Below are 18,733 nucleotides of genomic sequence, written 5' to 3'. Positions count from 1 at the left end.
CTCTAAATATCTTCACATCGATACTTTACTCCGCAGAAAAAACATTCCATGAAATCTCTGAAATCATCAAATACCATTACTGCTATTTCTTCAAGCTCATCTCTACTCTCACATTGATAATATTCTTCATGGTCAAGCCATATTAAACTATACTCATTTAATACATCAAAACACATAATTCCATAAGAATCTACTTCGCCTATTGGAATATATCCAAAATTTAAAAGTTCTTCGCATTCATTAAATACATTATCTATTTCATCTAATGGCTTATCTGGTGTTTGATTCATAATTTCTACTTTAATATCATAATCATCATAACACATATAATTATCAACTATACCTTCTAATTTATCAAATACATAAAAATATGAAGATATAAATGCTTTATATAGTTCTGGTAACTTAACTTTAAATTTTTGTTCTAATCTAACTATATCCTCTTCTAAAACATTTGATTCTATCAAATTCCATTTATTATTATCCTTATCTCTCATCTCTTGTGGAATCTCTGTAGATAAATTTCCTATTTTAAATTTTTCTGGATGATTTTCTTTTAATATTTTAAAACAATTTTTTACAAAATCTCTATCTTCTTTTTTTATCATAATCCTACCTCTAATATCTATTTTTTAATTCAATTATTAATTGCTCAGCACATGTAAATTCATATTCAAATTTTTCATCAATAAACCTACCACTAAAATTCATCAAATGCATAAACTACACCATTGCCATCCTTTATTGCTTCTTTAAGGAATTCTTTTAAAAATTCATGTATTCTTCTTTAACTTTAATAATCTTTACTGTTTCTATTCTCATAAATCATTCTCCTGTCATTTTAAATATTGTTTTAAAACACAGCCTTTATAAATAATCTATTAAAGTAGATAATGATTACCTGATTCCAATATTTCCTTAAAAGAATATATATATTCCATGGTGTTTCCATCAGCCCAAAATATAACCTTATCTTTATACATAACCGCTTCTATTCCATCATCAAAACCGAATCTACAATAATTAAATTGGAACTTAAAAGAATAATAAGCAAATCCATCTTCTAATTCATTACAATTAATTATTATTGTATTAATAAAATTACCATCATAACGCATTCTATCTAAATCTTCTTTTGTTCTTACATAATAATTTTCTTCAGTATTAGAATCATATATATCCCAATTTTTAAAGCTTTTAACCAAAGATTTTAACATATTTTCATAAATTTCATTAAAATTTTCTGAAATAAAATTAAGTGTATTCTTTACTATTTGTTCTTTATTCTCATTAAAACCACTTACAATTAAAGTTGGTGTTAATGTTTTATTAATAAATTTACCACTACATTTAATAGGAAAAATTATATTCTCTCCTTGATTAATTAATTTTGTTAATTTTTCTTTCCACTGTGAATCATTTAAATTTATTTCTCCATATTCATTCATTTTATACAACTCCATAATAAATCACTCAATTAGAAACTACTCATCATCATTTTCACAAAATTCCCATGATAATGATCCATCAATATACCTAGCAGGATTCGCCATAAATTTGCTCCATGTAAGCCCTGGAATAAAACCAAACTTTTCATGTTCCATATCTAAGCAGGCAAAACTTTTATGTTCTGGTATCCATGACATTACTCCTATATTGTCATAATCATCTACATCGTACAATAAATCAACAAAGGTCATATTATTCCATTTAAATACTCTTACCTCATCAAGATTATAAAACTTAATATAGTTTGTCCACTCAGATTCTGGCAAATCTATTCTTCTATTTTCAGAACCTAAAAATTCAATAACTTCATCAGGCAACTCAAGTTTTTTCAACCTATGTACACACCATTCATGCTGATGCCATTCTTTTGGTTCATAGTTTTTAATAATCTCTAATATTTCCTTATCATTATTTCCTATTGATTCATCAAAAGCTCTATACCCCCATTTATCATTACTTACTTCCACAGCTTCATTAAAAGATCTATATCCCCATTTATCAGTTATTGATTATTCCTCCATTGGGATACTTTTTCCCATTAATTCTTTTACTAATTCATTATTAATTTTAGGTGGTTGTAATTCTTTTCTTAACATAATTGTGTTTTATCCTTTCTAAAATCATTTCCTATAAATCAAAATCACCTTCATATAATACTTTAAGTTTTTCCTCATAAACTATTTCCATTGGCGACTTTAATCCTTTAAATTTTTCATTTTAACCCTCTACTCAATCTGTTAATTATACCAATATGTATATATTTATGTATTCTTTAATAAAATTTCTATTATTACTATAATTATATGTTTTTTTACATATTTCTACAAGATAAGTTTTAAAGATGATTGTGTCAAGTTACTGTCGATTAAAAGAACTAGGAAAGTACATCTACCCTTCCTGTATACTGATTAAAACCTTTAGCAAAATAAATAAAAAACCAATCAAAGTGAATCTCCTTCACCTCAACTGGCTTTATTAACTAACCTATCAATTCCACACTCAAATTGTATACATAATCACTTGAAATTACCTTTATCTGTAGCAGTTATCTATGGTTCCATCTTAATTAAACAATCCTTTTGGTAAAAGCTTATACCATATCTAACAATATTCTTATATCCTTCACATCTAAGTTCTTCATCATACTTTTTCTCTTTTATTTGATTTAAAGCATCATCCGCTCTTTTTTCTAAATCATCTATATTTTTAGCTATTTTAAATTCAATAACTATTGCCATTCCTCTCTTTGAAACAGATTTTATAAATAAATCACTTCGACCAGTGCCGCCCTGGCATTTGCCACTTAGCGAGGTATCGAGCTTAGTGGCAAAGCCCACATCGTCTTCATGACGAGGTGCTTCCTTATAATTAGATTTTACTATATATTTCTTATAATTTAACCATGATTATATTGAATATGTTCCGAACCCAAAAACATAGGAGTTTGACTTCTAATCATTTTTACAATATTTTTATTCAATACATTAGGCAACAAACGAATTTTATCTAAATGTTTGATGTCAATCCATTCACTACTAACTTGCATTTCATCAATTTCTGTTGGTTTTTGGGTAATATCATCAACTAATTCACATAGAAAAATGTGATACATCTTATGAATATATTCTGGATATAATTCTCTCGTTTTAGGGTTTTCACATATTTCTTCACACAGTGCTGCAAATCTCTTTGGAACAACGCAGTATCCAGTTTCTTCAAGACATTCTCTAATTACTGCTTCATGCAATGTTTCATATGTATGTTGTCCACCACCAGGTAATGAGTAATACTCTCCATTATGTTCGTCAAAACATTTATTTAATAACACCTTGTCTTTATTTATAATAATTGCTTTTGCTGTACTTCTAATACCCATTTCTAAAACCCTCCACATTTTTTCACTTGTCAAATTATGCAATTATATATTGATTAATTGGGAAACTTTTTTTATTACACCTTATCGTTTAACAAAACCATATGTATATGGTCTTCCCATTTTCCGTTTATTTTTAAATATTGATATGCTAATCCCTCGTTATAAAACCCTAACTTTTCAACTACTTTTAAAGAGCGTATATTTTTAGGTATAATATTGGCTTCAATTCTATGTAAGCCAAATTGGTTAAACATAATATCAATACCCTTTTTAGTTGCCTCTGTCATATAGCCCTTATTAATTTCATCTTTATCTAATTTATAACCTAAATAGCTGGATAGAAAAGCACCTCTTACAATGTTATTAAAGCCAATAGAACCTATTATTCTTTTTTCATCATCTTTTTTGAAAATCCATAATCTAAATGACGTACCATTTTCTATATTAACTAACTGTTTACCCAATTGTTCTTCATGATAGGAAATTTTATAAAATTCTTCACTTTTTGTAGGTTCCCACTCCTCTAAAAAATCCCTATTTCTCAAATAATAGTCCAAAACCAATTTTGCATAAGTTTTGTCCAATACTTTCAAAACAAGCCTTTCTGTTTCATAAACTTTTTGCATAAAGATTCCTCCTTAAATTTCTATATTTTCAGAATACCCTTCTTGTAATAAAATTCTACTATTTAAGAAAATTGTATCAACATATTTAAGAATCTTTCTGAATCTTTTGTTTCAATTTTTCTTATAATCATATTTTTACCTCATCTTTCTTTTTTCTAAATGCAACATGGATAAAATCTACCTTAAAATAAATTGAAATGTATAATCACATACTTTAACAAAACCCATATTTTCATAAATAGACTTTGCTACTTTGTTGCTTACTGCTGTCTGTATTATTGGTATCTTATTATTTTCTATCGCCTGTTTTACCATTAACTCCATAAGTACCTTTCCATACCCTTTTCCTCTATATTGTTCATCAATATAGACAGTAGTAATGTCAATATACTTGCTGCTTTCTCCAAAAAATCTAGCCATTCCGATAATATTGCCTTCTAATTCAAGTAAATAAACTCCATTCTTCATCTCCTGATTAATTTTATCGTCACTTGTAATACTTTGTATTTCTTCTTGAGTCTCTGCTCCAAAAAAACCTATAAGATATTTTTTTACCTTGTCAATATCTTGCTTATTTGTTTTAGCAATTCTTAAATTCATATTTTGTTGATCATTAAAGATATTATAACTATCAACATTAAATTGATAATATGTATTTAAATACAACTCCTTATCAATCTCTAATCTAGTCATTATATGTTTTACTTCTTCTACCTTTCCTGCTAATAAAATATCACTATAATTAAGTTCTTCAATCAATTTTGATATCTTGTCTAAACCATCTATAGAGGTAGAATAAAAACTTGTAAAATGCGAATTCCCATCATATTTGATATGTACAACTTCTGTTATTTCATTCTCTTCTGTCCCAATATATATTTCTCCTATACTATTCCTTTGATTTTCTAAATAGTGAATTAAAAACACATTCATAATTTCATCTGTATAGAGAACATCTAATATTTTTTGAACTACTTTATCTGTAATGTCTACTATTTTATTCATTTAATTAACACCTACCTTTTACTCTGTATTAAGTATACTCTATTAAAATATAGAATCTATCTTCCTGCATATCTTGTAAATATACTTCCCACATAATTATACCAGAATTAGGTAAAACATGTTTACATAACGTTACTGCACGATAAAGAGCATTATCAATATAATCTTCTCTAAGATTATCATTACAATCATAAACTTAACCTTGTACTTATTTGATAACGTATTCCAATGGAGCAATTGTGAAATATTGGGTTAATACTATCTTTTAACCCAATAACCTTATAATATATTACTTCAATACTATAAGATTCTTGTCAACTATTTCTTTACTATTGATGAAGCAGTCAACTGCATAGTTAAGTAAATCACTTTGTTCATAGGGTATACCGTGAGAAGCATTTTTAACAATATAACCTATACTATTTTCTAATAAAGCTTTGTTCTTATTAGCTGATTCTTTCATAATCTTTTTTTCATTCTCCCCTACTAATATTAATGTATCAACCTTCACTCTTGACTTATTTTGAAAACTATAATTAGAATTTTCATATAAGATATGGCTAAATGTTTCTTTGGATATTTTTAAGGAATCTTTATAATAATCATCAAACATACTATCTGGTATTGATAATTGCTTTGATTGAACCTTTGCAAAAATTTTCAACTTAACCAAGGGCATTGTACAAGCAATCATTGGCTTTACCATTGCATTAACAAAAGGCATTGGTTTATTGAGTCCACTTATAATTATGGCCTTATCAATAACATCCTCATAATGTTCTAACATAAACATTATTATTTGAGCTCCTATTGAATGACCTATTAATATTGCTTTCTTTGATTTTGATTCTTTTAATATAATTTTTTTAATTAGTATCGCACAATCTTCTATAGTAGTAAAATCAATATCACTATTCAACCCATGTCCTGGTAAATCAAATGTTATACATTTCTTACTTGTAAAATGTTTAACTTGATTATTCCACATCCAAGGACCTACACCTGCACCATTAATAAAAACAACAACATCGCCTTTTACATTTCCTGCCACATTGTATTGAATCATCATATCACCCTTTCACAGCGGTTTTAATAGTATTTATAATCAAATCCAGATCACTTTTCATAACTTTTTCTAGTTCTTCAACAGAATAATTTAGCTCTAATTTTCTTATGAAGGCAAGATTATATCCGTCAATTATATACTCTGATATTTTTAGTATATTTTTCTTATTTTCTTTATATTGTGACCAATCAATATCTTCTAATAAATCCATTTGATATGTCTTAATAAGTTCTTTTCTTATTAACATGACATCTTCATGGCAAGGTGATGATAAATCATAAAAAGCATTTAACATTACACGAAATTCTAATTCATGATTTTTATAATAATCAAATCCACAATCTAATAACGCATTAAGTCTATCAAAATAACATCTTATGCTCATATCCACATTTCTTGATTGATATTTTATAATATTCTTCATTATTAGACTTATTATATATAAATACAAATCTCTTTTGTTTTCAATATACTTAAACAAACCACCTTTGGATATTTTAGCCTCAGTAATGATACTATTTAGTGATGTGTTATCGTAAGTATTCTTTGAAAACTCTTTTATACATGAGTTAATAAGATTTAATCTTTTTTCTTCTGATAATCTATAAAAAGTATCTTTCATCATTTATCCTCCTTTAGAGACCACTTGGTTTCCATTATGTTAGCATCCTTTTTAACTCTTGTCAATTACTCTTTCACTGGATTATCTGTATGTAATTGTAATATCGTTTTATAAAACACAAAAAGACCATGAAATTTAAGTTATAACAACTCTCTTCATAGTCTTTCTCTACTTTTTATCTTTTATTTGATTAAAGCATCATCTGCTCTTTTTTTAGATTACATCAATCTTGACCTCTAACAAATTTAGAAACAACAGTTGTAAGTGGAACAGGAGCTACACTAAATGTATTATCATGATTTATTGTGATTAGAGTTCCTCCCCTAAGTAACTTTATTATGTAATTACCTAACCCTGGCAAGTTTTTATCACCTTTAGCAAAAATACTATATTTACCTTGTAAAATTATCTCTGAAATTTGCTCTTTATCACCTTTTGATCCTATTTCAACGTCATGATTACCAAATAAGAGGGCATAAGGAATTTTAAAGCCATCCATAAATTTAACTAGTTTTTTAGTTTGTTTAATATTGTTTCTTGTCCCAGTTTTTAATATATACGGAAATATACTATCTCCCGTTAAAATAATTAAATCAGGTTTTGTTTCTTTTACTAATTTTGTTACAGCAGCCATACCTAATTTATCTTGCTTTTTAGATAGTATTCCAAAACCAAAATGCAAATCAGTTAGTTGTAATATTTTATAAGGTTTATCACCTACTTTTAAAACAAAATAATTATCTTTATCTTTGTAAAACATAGGATTATTATACATATGCAATTCCTCCTATTTGTTACTTTAATGGTACCATGGCTCCAACTGAACATATTACAGTAGATATTACCATTATAATTTGAAATGGCAATGTTCCTATTTTACCACAAATTGGGCTAGTACCAGCTTTTTTTCTTGATTTATTGTATGTAAATATAATCATAATAGCAACAAGTACTACTACCCCAGACATTATTCTTGTCAAAATAATAAAATTATTATTATTTTATTGGATTATATTTGTCACCATATTCCTCTTTTGCCTTTTCTGTATATTTTAAAATAAAATCAGATTTAGCATCTGTATATCCGTCTCGATTATGTTCATATTTTTTTATCAGTTCTAATTTTAATTTACCATATTCTTTAGCAACTTCTTCATGTTCAATAAGATAGTCTCTAAAATACAATTCATTCCAATTATCGTTGTAACGAACATGCAAATGATATACTTTTTCTGAAAATCCCTCTTTAGTATATCCTTTATTAAATGTCATTCTCATACATGGATCATTTTGAGACCACATCAATATCCACCCATTATGTAGTAATATATTTTTTAGTTGTTCAATATCACTTTTATTATCTATTTCCAGTAAAATGTCAACTGTAGGCTTGGCAATCAATCCTTTAACAGCGGTACTTCCTATATGATTAATACGTATAATATCCCTTTTATCAAGGCAACTTAAAAGTTTTTGTTTTTCAATTTCATACCAATTTTTATAATCTGGATTATGTTCTTTTAAAATTATAGGGAATAATTCCCATAATTCTTCTAAAGTCATTTCTGACAATTCTTTTCCCATATACATACCTCCATTCAAAAAAAACATAAATAATCTTTACTTTACCGCATTTTTGATTATTCTTATGAACTAGCTGATGAAGCTGCTGCTGATGATGCCGCACAAGCCGCTACTATAGCTGCTTGCTGCTGTGCAATTACTATAGCATTTATGCTATTTGCTAAAGTTACATTAATTAATCCTTTTTGAATTCTTTCTATATATGAATCTGCTACTAAAGAACTGGATAACATAACTACATGAGATTTTTCAATGCTAAACATCCCATAACCACTTTTTCCTCTTATATAATCATACACCTCTTTTATTTCTTCCACTAATTTGTTTTCATCACAAGCTATAAGCGTTAATACTCCTAAAGAAGTTAATCCAGAATATTTTAATTTACATTTTTCACTTTTCAATTTATCATATAAAAATATTGCCCTACTACATTTATTTTCAACATCTTCCTCTCCAAAAGCAAGTATCTGTGAAAGGGATTGGATAGAATTTCCTTTAGTAAAAGCCCTTTGATTTAGCAGCTTATAACACTTTTCTATTTCCTCTGAACTTTTTTCTACATCTAAATCTGAAGTAGCAAGTACTGCTGCAAGAACATAATCATCTGTTGAAGTTAACCAAAAATGGTTTTTCTTCATATTAGAATAGAAACTTTTCATTCTTTCAATTTTCTCATCCCATTTATCTATAGAAACCTGTTTAACTATAGTATAAGAAGCTAATGGTAAGTATTCACTACTTGTGAAACCTGCATCTTTCATTTTTTCATATACCATTTGCATATTTTTAAAGAAATCTTTATAATTATTTTCCAAACACAAAAGACTACTTAAAATAAGTAAATTTATCCCTTTAAATCGAGAAAATAACCCTACTTCTTTTTTTATATGATTTTTTATTTCTTGGATTTCTTCAGTGTTTACACTCTTATTTTGGGATGCTAAATTCATAGCCATAAAATGTTTTACTATAGTATAATCCCATTTAAAATCTCTTTTAATCTTATAATAATTTTCCACCATTAAATCTACTTTTTGTTTTAATAATAATTCCATAACGCCACCTCATATATAATTATTTTAAACAATGCATATTTTTCTATTTTTTCAATAACTTCTTCTTAATTATAACATATTTACTAAAAAACTCTGCCTTAAGCAGAGTTTTCTAATTTGTGCAGTCATTTATTCCATAACTTATTCTTTTGTTAACCTTTTTTCCTCATACATCCTTGTATCTGCAATATTCATAATCCTATCTAGAGTATCTCCATCTCTTGGATAAACAGCAAGTCCTATACTAGGTACAACCTCAATATCTATATTTTCATGTTTAAATTTAAATACTGATTCTTCTCTTATTACTTTATCAACATGTTCTAAATCTTTCATTTCATGAATTTCTGAAACTACAATTAAAAACTCATCTCCGCCTATTCTAAATACTTTTTTTCCTTTTATTCTAATAGATTGCAATCTCTTTCCAAATTCAATCAAAACTAAATCTCCTACCTTGTGTCCATAATTATCATTAATCTTTTTAAAGCGATTAATATCCATTAAAAATATACCTATCAATCTATCGTTTGCTTCTGCTTTTTTTAATACAGTTTGATAATAATACTCTAAAACATATCTGTTATTTAATCCCGTTAATTGATCATTCATTGCTTGATAATTTAACTGATACCTTGTATATAAAATCATATATACAAAGAATCCAATTATAACACTTATTAGTATGGCTAATGATTTTAAAATCAGAATTTTCACTCCATCTTCTTTCCATCCATCCAAAGGTTCTATAACAACTTTCCATTTATTATTAAAATTTGTTATATCCAAAACTAGACCATTTCTATTCATTATTTTGTTATCTCCATAAAATGGTGTTTTAGGAAAATTTTCTTGATTATAGATTGCTACATTGAGACTTACTTCTTTTGCTATTGTATCTATATATTTAAGATATTTATCTCCGTCTAAAACAATACTAATCTGCCCCCAATATTTCCCTTCAATTACTATAGGTAAACGAGCAATAAATCCAACGCCTCCTTGTACTAAATTAATAGGTCCTATAAATAACCCTTTTAATGTTTCTTTAACCTTTAGTACATTATCTCTTTGGGTAGGTATAGTTTTTATATCCACACCTATAGCTTTTTCATTACCTTTTTTGGGATAATTCCATATAATTGTAGTGTCCTTAATAATACCTACATTTCTAATGAGAGTTATTTTTTTTGATAATAACTTTTCTAAATATCTATTTGTATCTTCTTCTGATATATATGGATTTGTTTCTATATACGCTAAATATCCTTCCAGTAAATTTATACTCTCATTTATTGTAGATTCTGCTTCAGATTGAAATCTAAGAAATTTCTCCAATGTTTCTGACTTTTTCCTATGATTATCTCTATTCTCTATAGTATTAACACCAAAAAAAAGTAATATAATAATTACTATACTTGTTAAAACACCTATACTTATAGAATATATAAACTGCTGTTTCTTTGTTTTAAAATTCAATATTGTACCTCCATATTTTTGAATTTACTAATAGTTTAATCAAAAATAATTTTATTTTTTATAAATTTCACTTTATATTATATATCATTATTACAATTTTATTTACTTACAAAATTATATAATAAGACTTGTGTATCCATATTTTACCAAGGTTAAGAAATACTAAATATTATCCGTAATTTTTTTTACTAAAGGTAAATTTCAATACACTTTACAGCTTGCTTGTAATCGGAAGGAATACATTAGGGTAAGTTAACACTTATGATTTACATTTTAAATGATTCACAAGATAAGATCTTTCTAAACTTATATGTCTTAATTTAATTTTACTATAAAAACAAAAATTTTACACGAACTTTTTAACTAAGTGAAAAGCTCACAGACATAGTCTGTGAGCTGTAAAATCATATATTCATCTTTTTTTGAATAGCTTTTTTATAGGGTTTTAGCATTGCTTCATTCATTTTCCCTTTTGCATTTTTCTTAACTGCAGGTATAGACATAAGCAATCCAACTAGATCCATTTTTAGCCGAGTACCTATCTTTTTTTGTGGAAAATCATAAATTCCATGTTTTTTATAGAAACGATGATCTTCCTTCATTAATCCACGCATAAGGTAAATCAAATCTCTAAATATTTTCATACCACCAACGCCTAAGAAATTTTGCGGCAAAACCAACTGATTTTCAAGAGCATAGGCAGTTGTTTTTGCTAACTTATTCAAGTTTTTTGAAATATCATCTTGACTTTGAATCTCATCTACAGCAACTCCAGTTAGAAAATTATGTCCTACTTCACATCTTCCCTCTATTATAGTCCTAAGATTACTTTCCTTTGAATAATCTCCACTTAATATATAGCCTACTGGCATACCCATTGTTACTGTTCTATGACCGTTGCAAAACTGACGATCATCATATAGTTTAAAAGATGCTCCTAAAGAATGATCTTTAATAGAAGCTGCATAGATAATAGCATCTGCACTTTGTATCTCTTCCCGAAGATAGCTCTCAAAACCATCTTTATATATACACTTACCATCTGATGCACAGTTAAAACATCCTATGCATCCTCCAGCAAACTTAAAATCTAGTATATTAACCTCTCTTGTTTTATATGGATAATATTTCTTAAATCCTTCAATCATATTTTTAAGATTCTCATCATTATTTTCACAGTTAGTCACAATTACTGTATCATATTCTTCTGATTTTTTTGACTCATCAAAAGGAGGTTGATAAGTAATTCTTTCACCAGACTTTATCACTTCTTTACTCTCAAAACATTTATTCTTAACTGAAAACTGTACATATTTCCAAAAATTTATCAAATCCATTCTACCTTTATGAGATAATAAATCATCCATATCCGCTGATAATCCTTTAATAACACTTAATCCAATATCATAAGCATTGTCTTCAATGTACTTATGCGCCGTAATATCAAAAAAATGCTTGGAGGTAGTAATCTGTGTCATGAACTTCCCTGCTATTTCATTGTAATCCAATCTATCTTTTAGAACTTCAATAAAACGATGTAATTGATAAGGAGCTATAAATGTGTATACTGGATAAGAAAATAAAATTAAGTCAGATTTCTTAATCATTTCAATAACATTATCACACTCCCCCTTTTGTTCATATTTTCCAATTTTTTGACCAATGTTTAATACTTCAAATTCATCTTGTTCAAAATGTTCTTTTAGATATTCAACTGACTGTAGTGTAATACTGTTATTTCCTTTTGGACTGCCATTCAAAACTAATACTTTCATACAATCCTCCCATTTACATATTTTTTATTTACATAGTTTTATAAGAACTTCACTTAACATTTTTATAATTTTCTCATCAGTAATATTTAGACTTGGTGACATAACCATAGTGGCTAAACCATGGGTAAATATCCACAATTTAATCATAATGTCTTTAATCTCTTCTTCACTTAAGTTACTGAATATTGGCATCTCATTCATCTGTTCTATTCCTTTACTTAAGTCAAAGGTATCTTCTCTATCAAAATCAACATCTAAGTTTTCTGTTAGATACAGTGCCTTAAATAAATTACTCTCATTTTTAGCAAAATCAATATAACCAAGACCTGTGTTTAAAAATTCATTCTCAACCTTTTTATAATTAAAAATATATTTTAGAAAATACTGTCTAATATCAATGAACAATTCTTCCTTTAAAGCATCCATATTTGCATATGCTCTATATATAGGTTGTGTAGAACACTTTAATTTTTTTGCTATATTCCTTGCAGTTAAATTTTCTATCCCAGATGTTTTTATAATTTCAAATCCTGCCTGTTTTATGTTCTCTTCATTTACTACTATCTTAGGTGGCATATCTCTTTTCTCCTTTACTAATAAAAATAACAAGTGTTATATAACACTTGTTATTTTATATCTTTTTTATTATTCTGTCAATTTAGAATTTCTTCCATTTATTTTTGAAGAGCCAAAGGATAATTTTACAAATTAACCTTATATTTGATTTTAACCCCTTCATTTACTTTTTCTACTTTATTTAAATTAAACATCCTTAAACCAATGCTTTGTTCTGTTTGCAATTTTTACAAGAGTCAACATTACCGGCACTTCCACTAATACACCAACAACAGTAGCAAGTGCAGCTCCTGATTTCAACCCAAACAGCGAAATAGCCACTGCTACTGCTAACTCAAAGAAATTACTTGCACCAATCATACCTGCTGGTGCTGCAATATTGTGTTTAAGTTTCCATGCTCTTGCCCAAAAATACGCTATAAAGAAAATTAGAAATGTTTGTATAATTAATGGTATTGCAATAAGTACAATATGAAATGGATTATTTAAAATAATTTCCCCTTGAAATGAGAATATAATAATCAAAGTAAGTAGTAATCCTACAATGGTTGTATTATTAAATTTCTTTAGGAATATATTTTCAAAATATTCTACCCCTTTATGTTTGATGATATATTTTCTTGACAAATATCCACCAACTAATGGAATAATTACAAACAACACTACAGATAAACTTAAAGTATCATATGGTACTTTTACATTACTTACACCTAAAAGAAAAGCAACAAGTGGTGTAAAAGCAAATAATAAAATCAAGTCATTCACTGCAACTTGAACTAAAGTATAAGCTGAATCACCTTTTGTAAGATGACTCCACACAAAAACCATTGCTGTACAAGGCGCTGCACCTAAAAGTACTGCTCCAGCTAAATATTCATCAGCTAAATCTGGAACTATCCAAGCTTTAAAAACAACTTTTAAAAAGAATGCTGCTATCAAATACATTGTAAATGGTTTAATAAGCCAATTAGTTACACAAGTTACTGTCAATCCTTTAGATTTTTTCGTTGCTTGTACAATACTTGAAAAATCAATCTTAAGCATCATTGGATAAATCATTAACCAAATTAATATAGCCACTGGAATTGAAACCTTTGCATATTCAAATTGGCTAAGAGTTTGTGGTATAATAGGAATCCATTTACCAATCATCACTCCTATAATAATACAAAGTACAACCCAAACAGTTAAATAACGTTCAAATATACCCATCTCATTAGATACTTTTAATTCTTTATCTTCATTCATTTTAATCCCTCCTGTTCTAAAATATCTAATACTTTCTTTCTATCCTCAGTAATGCACTGACAATTCATATTTAAATATCGATAAAGTAATTCTTTTTCATCTATAAATTAAGTACTTACTTTATAGTGTACCCACTGAGCATATTTTTACGAATTTATAATACTAATATTTTTAAGTTTGCTTAGATGTGTAGAAACATTGGATTGTGTCATTTCAAGCAACACTTCAATTTCACAAACACAAAGTTCAGCATTCATTAATAAGTAGTCTATTTTCATCTCCAAGTGCTTTAAAAAGTTCAATCATTAAGTAAAATTTGCCTCCTAATATTAATATATTCGATTATACTCATATACCATCATATATTTTTTGTATGTACAAGCAAATAATATTAATGCAAACATCCAATAATAGTTGTATATTAATGAAGAAATATTCTATATGTTTTAAGCTATTTCATTGTTCATTAATTTGCTCTTAAATAACTTTTAATTATATCTTAAAATCACCGTTAAAGAAATAGACTGCTGGTAGTTCACCAGCAGTCTGCTTCCTCTTCCTTCTTTATTTATATTTTAAATCGTATGAGCTCTACCTCTATAAAGTCTTTTTCAATTTTACACCTTGCTTCATCTACCATCATACCAATTAAGGAAAACTCCGTATCAATATCACAGTCACCTACAAGTTCCCAATAATATTCTTCCATTTCTTGTTGTTTGGCTCTATTTAATTCACTAATCAATTCATTTAATCTTGTTTCACAGCCATCCACATAGTCCATTTTAAAGGTAATGATAAATCTATTTGTTTCTTCTTCTATATGAATCTGAATATCCACTGATCCAATTGTAAAGAAAAAGTTCATCATTTCGTTGACAATTTTAATTATTCTCTTCTTTTCATGCTTCATCTAAATTTCTTCCTTTCTAAAAGCTTCTATACAAGGCACTAAAGCCGCAGCAACAATACCTGCTGCAAACCCATTATTATACAAATTCAAGCCACCATGAAGGACTCCTACATTTAACACCACAGAAGAATGAATAAATCCAGCTAAAATACCATACTTCCATCCAAACTCCCCTGCAATAGGAGCAAGAGCTGTACCAAAAAGAGCTGCTAGTTGAATAGCTGGTACCTGAATACCCCAGTTTTTTGTAAGCGCCCCTAGGGAAACACCTAGAAAAATAGGTATAATATTTTTAATATGCTTCCCAAATGCACCAAATCCCATAATAGTAAATATTCCACCTATGGTTGGTCCATTTAAATCTCCACCTATAAGTAAAATATAGCTGATAGCAGCAATTCCATTAATGCCCATGTTGATAAGTGAAGGAGCATATCCATACAATAATGTAAAATCTGTAATCAAACGACCGGAGCGCTTCATAATATTTTCTACATTTTTAAAGGATTTTTCATTTAGATAATACCCTAGTAGAATCATACTTATCGATAAAGAAAATAAGTATACACTAAAAATTTGGTTATTTCCCGTTGTCCATACCATCCTTGGCTCTGGTATAATTCCATATGATTTAAAAATAGAGACCAATATAGTTCCTATAATACCAGCTGCAAACCCTATATTGTATAAATTGAACCCTTGATGGACTCTAAGTAAATATGTAGACAAAGGAGGCAAAATAAAACCTATAAATACTCCTGTACCAACACCTAAAAATACCCTTACTATAAAATGTGCTTCAATACTAAATAATAATTGAGATATCATAGGTGCCATAGCTGTTCCAAATAATGATACATAAACATATTTTGTAAAGGTATCCTTTTGATATTTTGAATATAAGTATACTCCTAAAATAATGAACCAAACATTAAATATATTTTTACCAAAGAATGCAAACCCAGCCATTAAAAATAAAGATGCAAATGTTACGCCGTTAAACTTAATCTTAAGTTTATATAAAATACCTATAGATACTAGAGTTAGTATACCTGAATTTACAAAAGTAGCACCCATTCCACCAACACCTATGTAATCTGTAATTAACGTATCTGGATATATTATAATTTTTCCTATGCCTTTTATAATACCTTTTGGCGAATCTATAAAAAAACCAATTAAGATTAAAGTAACCGCAAAAAATGTCATAATTAAGAATTTCTGATTATTTGTTATTTCATTTCTTGTACTTGTATTGTTTATTGGTTCTTTCATCTAATTTTAATCCCTCCAATAGTATCTCATTAGCTTTCAGTATATAGTTTAAAGTATACACCTATCAACTTATAATAAAGAAACTTGTACGGTAAAACTTTTATAATCTACAATATCCCTTTATAAAAATATATTAATATTATTAGTATCTTACATTATATTATAATTAGTCTTTAATCTTGTAGACTTTTTGAGTCAAGTAAAAATTGGTAATCCCTATTCTTTAAAATATACCTAAATTACTAATCATATTGTATTCATTAATGATGAACTTTACAACTACTTAAATAATGTAAAATTTGGAATTAACAAGCCTCAATTTCATCATTCAACCAATATTATATATGGATTAATGAATTTATACTTTTGCACAATAATCATAATTTTCTGCTCAATGCTTAGATATCAAAATTCACACTTCCTCAACTATAGGAAATAGTACTTGAATTGTAAAATTCTTTCCATACTCAGACTCAACTTTAATTTCAATATGTAATTCATCGCATAATTTCTTTACAAGATACAATCCTATTCCAGTGGACTTGCTTCGATCAGAATTCTCTCCTGTAAATCCTTTATCAAAGATGAAAGAAAGATCAGATGCCAACACTCCAATACCATTATCAGAAATCCTTAAATAATACCTTTTCTTTGCACTATCAAGTCCAGTTTTTAACCAAATAAAGCTTTGGATTTCTTTATTGGAATATTTAACTGAGTTTACAAATATTTGTGTAAAAATAAACTGAAGAGCTTTCTTATCTGACACAATTGGGACATCTTCCATATGAGAAATAACTTTAACTTCATTTTCCTCAAGTAATGCTTCAAGTTCTAACTGTACATCTTCAAAGCAAAGATTTAATGAGACTCTCTCTAAACGACAATCAACATGTGATGCCTGTAATCTTGCATAAAATAATATCCGTTCAACATTATCACTGATATCAATTCTTGCATGCTCGAGTCTTTGATATACTAGCTTCGACATTTCCTCTTTACGATTTTCCAAAACAAAAGTTGCTAAAGAAATAGGTGTCTTTATCTCATGAACCCAACTTTCAATAAACTCTTCATAGTTTAAGGATTGGAGTTTTGCATCATCTAATTGATCATTTTGCATTCGTAATTTATTGGCTAAATATTTCACTTCTTCTTTATACAAATCACCCATAGATTCTATCAATCCACATTCATGCTCCGCTGAAGGTTCTCGAAGGAAATCATAGAATACTTTGCTTTGTTTTTCCTTATTTTTCGAAATAAATAACATACCAAATACAATACTAATTACAGAAAAAATAATCATGATACCAACCAAAAGTCCAAATGTTTCTGGATACGCTAACCAAGCCATAAAAATGAAAAAAACATCACTTATACAAAGAAGTAATACCCAAGGATATGATTTACTTAAAATATTAAGCCAATCTCTTGGCTTCATTTGCTATCACCACCTTTTAATTGATAACCAATTCCTCTTACCGTCTTGATTCGATTACACAATCCAACCTTATCAAGTGTCTTACGTAGTCTAGTCATATTTACTTGTAATATATTTTCATCAACATATTCACTACTTCCCCACAACAGGCTAAAAAACTCCTCTTTTTTTACTACAGAAGGAGCAGCTTTCACCAAAGTTTTAATAATAATTCCTTCATTCTCCGATAATGAAATAGACTCCTCACCAACATATAATACATTTGCATTCTCATCCAACTTAAAGTCACCAGCATCTAACAAAACATGCATATTTGCATAAAGATAAATCAACTTTTTAATTCTAGCAATTAGACGTTTAGGATGACATGGTTTCGTTAAGTAGTCATCTGCACCTAAATCTAATGCATGCAATTCATCACGAAGTTGATTACGTGAAGTCAGTACCAAAATAGGTCCTATTCCTCTGGTCTTAAGTGCACGACAAATATCGAATCCAGAAAGCTTAGGCAAATTCAAATCTAATACAATTAGTGAAGGATAAGCCAATGCAATATCTTCCAAAACATTATCAAAAGAAGAGATACACTCTACAGAGTATCCCTCCTTCTCTAATATGCTTTGTATCTCTTCACGTAGAAAGACGTCGTCCTCAACAATGACTATCTTTTCCACGTT

Annotated in this window: 22 protein-coding genes; all 22 read right to left on the bottom strand. The window is 28.0% G+C overall.

Annotated elements, in window-relative coordinates; genetic code table 11:
- Window positions 1-2: 2 nt before the first annotated feature.
- The 22 genes from ACFIJ5_RS08005 to ACFIJ5_RS07900 all read right to left on the bottom strand — a co-directional run bounded on the left by ACFIJ5_RS08005 (window position 3) and on the right by ACFIJ5_RS07900 (window position 18,730).
- A complete protein-coding gene (locus ACFIJ5_RS08005; RefSeq protein ID WP_379805828.1) occupies window positions 3-608 on the bottom strand; it encodes an SMI1/KNR4 family protein in 606 nt (201 codons plus the stop codon).
- Between the two features lie 273 nt (window positions 609-881).
- A complete protein-coding gene (locus tag ACFIJ5_RS08000; RefSeq protein WP_379805826.1) occupies window positions 882-1,463 on the bottom strand; it encodes a hypothetical protein in 582 nt (193 codons plus the stop codon).
- Window positions 1,464-1,484: 21 nt separating this feature from the next.
- Complete coding sequence (locus ACFIJ5_RS07995) at window positions 1,485-1,976, bottom strand: hypothetical protein (protein ID WP_379805824.1); 492 nt, start codon at window positions 1,974-1,976, stop codon at window positions 1,485-1,487.
- Between the two features lie 582 nt (window positions 1,977-2,558).
- Window positions 2,559-2,846 (bottom strand): PD-(D/E)XK nuclease domain-containing protein, encoded by a 288-nt coding sequence (locus ACFIJ5_RS07990; protein WP_379805822.1) that lies wholly within the window; start codon window positions 2,844-2,846, stop codon window positions 2,559-2,561.
- 59 nt (window positions 2,847-2,905) lie between these two features.
- Window positions 2,906-3,385, bottom strand: a complete 480-nt coding sequence (locus tag ACFIJ5_RS07985) for an NUDIX domain-containing protein (RefSeq protein ID WP_379805820.1) — start codon at window positions 3,383-3,385, stop codon at window positions 2,906-2,908.
- 74 nt (window positions 3,386-3,459) lie between these two features.
- On the bottom strand, window positions 3,460-4,011 hold the full coding sequence (locus tag ACFIJ5_RS07980) for a GNAT family N-acetyltransferase (RefSeq protein ID WP_379805818.1): 552 nt from the start codon (window positions 4,009-4,011) through the stop codon (window positions 3,460-3,462).
- Between the two features lie 177 nt (window positions 4,012-4,188).
- Window positions 4,189-5,016: a GNAT family N-acetyltransferase gene (locus ACFIJ5_RS07975; RefSeq protein WP_379805816.1), complete on the bottom strand. Its 828-nt coding sequence runs from the start codon at window positions 5,014-5,016 to the stop codon at window positions 4,189-4,191.
- A gap of 289 nt (window positions 5,017-5,305) precedes the next feature.
- Entirely contained in the window at window positions 5,306-6,082 is a 777-nt protein-coding gene (locus ACFIJ5_RS07970) for an alpha/beta fold hydrolase (RefSeq protein WP_404661374.1), read from the bottom strand.
- 4 nt (window positions 6,083-6,086) lie between these two features.
- Window positions 6,087-6,704 (bottom strand): TetR/AcrR family transcriptional regulator, encoded by a 618-nt coding sequence (locus ACFIJ5_RS07965; protein WP_379805812.1) that lies wholly within the window; start codon window positions 6,702-6,704, stop codon window positions 6,087-6,089.
- 223 nt (window positions 6,705-6,927) lie between these two features.
- Window positions 6,928-7,479 carry a metallophosphoesterase gene (locus ACFIJ5_RS07960; RefSeq protein WP_379805810.1) on the bottom strand — a complete coding sequence of 184 codons (552 nt, stop codon included), beginning with the start codon at window positions 7,477-7,479 and terminating at the stop codon, window positions 6,928-6,930.
- Between the two features lie 19 nt (window positions 7,480-7,498).
- A complete protein-coding gene (locus tag ACFIJ5_RS07955; protein WP_379805808.1) occupies window positions 7,499-7,684 on the bottom strand; it encodes a hypothetical protein in 186 nt (61 codons plus the stop codon).
- Window positions 7,685-7,700: 16 nt separating this feature from the next.
- Window positions 7,701-8,288 (bottom strand): GrpB family protein, encoded by a 588-nt coding sequence (locus ACFIJ5_RS07950; RefSeq protein WP_379805806.1) that lies wholly within the window; start codon window positions 8,286-8,288, stop codon window positions 7,701-7,703.
- A 62-nt stretch (window positions 8,289-8,350) separates the two neighbouring features.
- Entirely contained in the window at window positions 8,351-9,346 is a 996-nt protein-coding gene (locus ACFIJ5_RS07945) for a DUF4003 family protein (protein ID WP_379805804.1), read from the bottom strand.
- Between the two features lie 141 nt (window positions 9,347-9,487).
- Window positions 9,488-10,825 (bottom strand): diguanylate cyclase domain-containing protein, encoded by a 1,338-nt coding sequence (locus ACFIJ5_RS07940; RefSeq protein ID WP_379805802.1) that lies wholly within the window; start codon window positions 10,823-10,825, stop codon window positions 9,488-9,490.
- Window positions 10,826-11,229: 404 nt separating this feature from the next.
- Entirely contained in the window at window positions 11,230-12,600 is a 1,371-nt protein-coding gene (locus ACFIJ5_RS07935) for an NAD(P)H-dependent oxidoreductase (protein WP_379805800.1), read from the bottom strand.
- A 24-nt stretch (window positions 12,601-12,624) separates the two neighbouring features.
- A complete protein-coding gene (locus tag ACFIJ5_RS07930) occupies window positions 12,625-13,176 on the bottom strand; it encodes a TetR/AcrR family transcriptional regulator (protein WP_379805798.1) in 552 nt (183 codons plus the stop codon).
- A 186-nt stretch (window positions 13,177-13,362) separates the two neighbouring features.
- Window positions 13,363-14,424 carry an ACR3 family arsenite efflux transporter gene (gene arsB / locus ACFIJ5_RS07925; protein ID WP_379805796.1) on the bottom strand — a complete coding sequence of 354 codons (1,062 nt, stop codon included), beginning with the start codon at window positions 14,422-14,424 and terminating at the stop codon, window positions 13,363-13,365.
- A 146-nt stretch (window positions 14,425-14,570) separates the two neighbouring features.
- Window positions 14,571-14,681: an ArsR family transcriptional regulator gene (locus ACFIJ5_RS18870; protein WP_459253875.1), complete on the bottom strand. Its 111-nt coding sequence runs from the start codon at window positions 14,679-14,681 to the stop codon at window positions 14,571-14,573.
- A 311-nt stretch (window positions 14,682-14,992) separates the two neighbouring features.
- Window positions 14,993-15,337 carry a hypothetical protein gene (locus tag ACFIJ5_RS07915; protein ID WP_379805794.1) on the bottom strand — a complete coding sequence of 115 codons (345 nt, stop codon included), beginning with the start codon at window positions 15,335-15,337 and terminating at the stop codon, window positions 14,993-14,995.
- Window positions 15,338-16,612 carry a DUF1576 domain-containing protein gene (locus ACFIJ5_RS07910; RefSeq protein WP_379805792.1) on the bottom strand — a complete coding sequence of 425 codons (1,275 nt, stop codon included), beginning with the start codon at window positions 16,610-16,612 and terminating at the stop codon, window positions 15,338-15,340.
- A 412-nt stretch (window positions 16,613-17,024) separates the two neighbouring features.
- Window positions 17,025-18,056, bottom strand: coding sequence for a sensor histidine kinase (locus tag ACFIJ5_RS07905; protein ID WP_379805790.1), 1,032 nt, complete (start codon window positions 18,054-18,056; stop codon window positions 17,025-17,027).
- Window positions 18,053-18,730, bottom strand: coding sequence for a response regulator transcription factor (locus tag ACFIJ5_RS07900; RefSeq protein ID WP_379805788.1), 678 nt, complete (start codon window positions 18,728-18,730; stop codon window positions 18,053-18,055). Before ACFIJ5_RS07900 ends, ACFIJ5_RS07905 begins: the two co-directional genes overlap by 4 nt.
- Between the last annotated feature and the right edge of the window lie 3 nt (window positions 18,731-18,733).

The sequence above is a fragment of the Haloimpatiens myeolchijeotgali genome (assembly GCF_042688525.2).
Taxonomy (GTDB): domain Bacteria; phylum Bacillota; class Clostridia; order Clostridiales; family Clostridiaceae; genus Haloimpatiens.
This window is presented reverse-complemented; position numbering and strand designations above follow the sequence as displayed.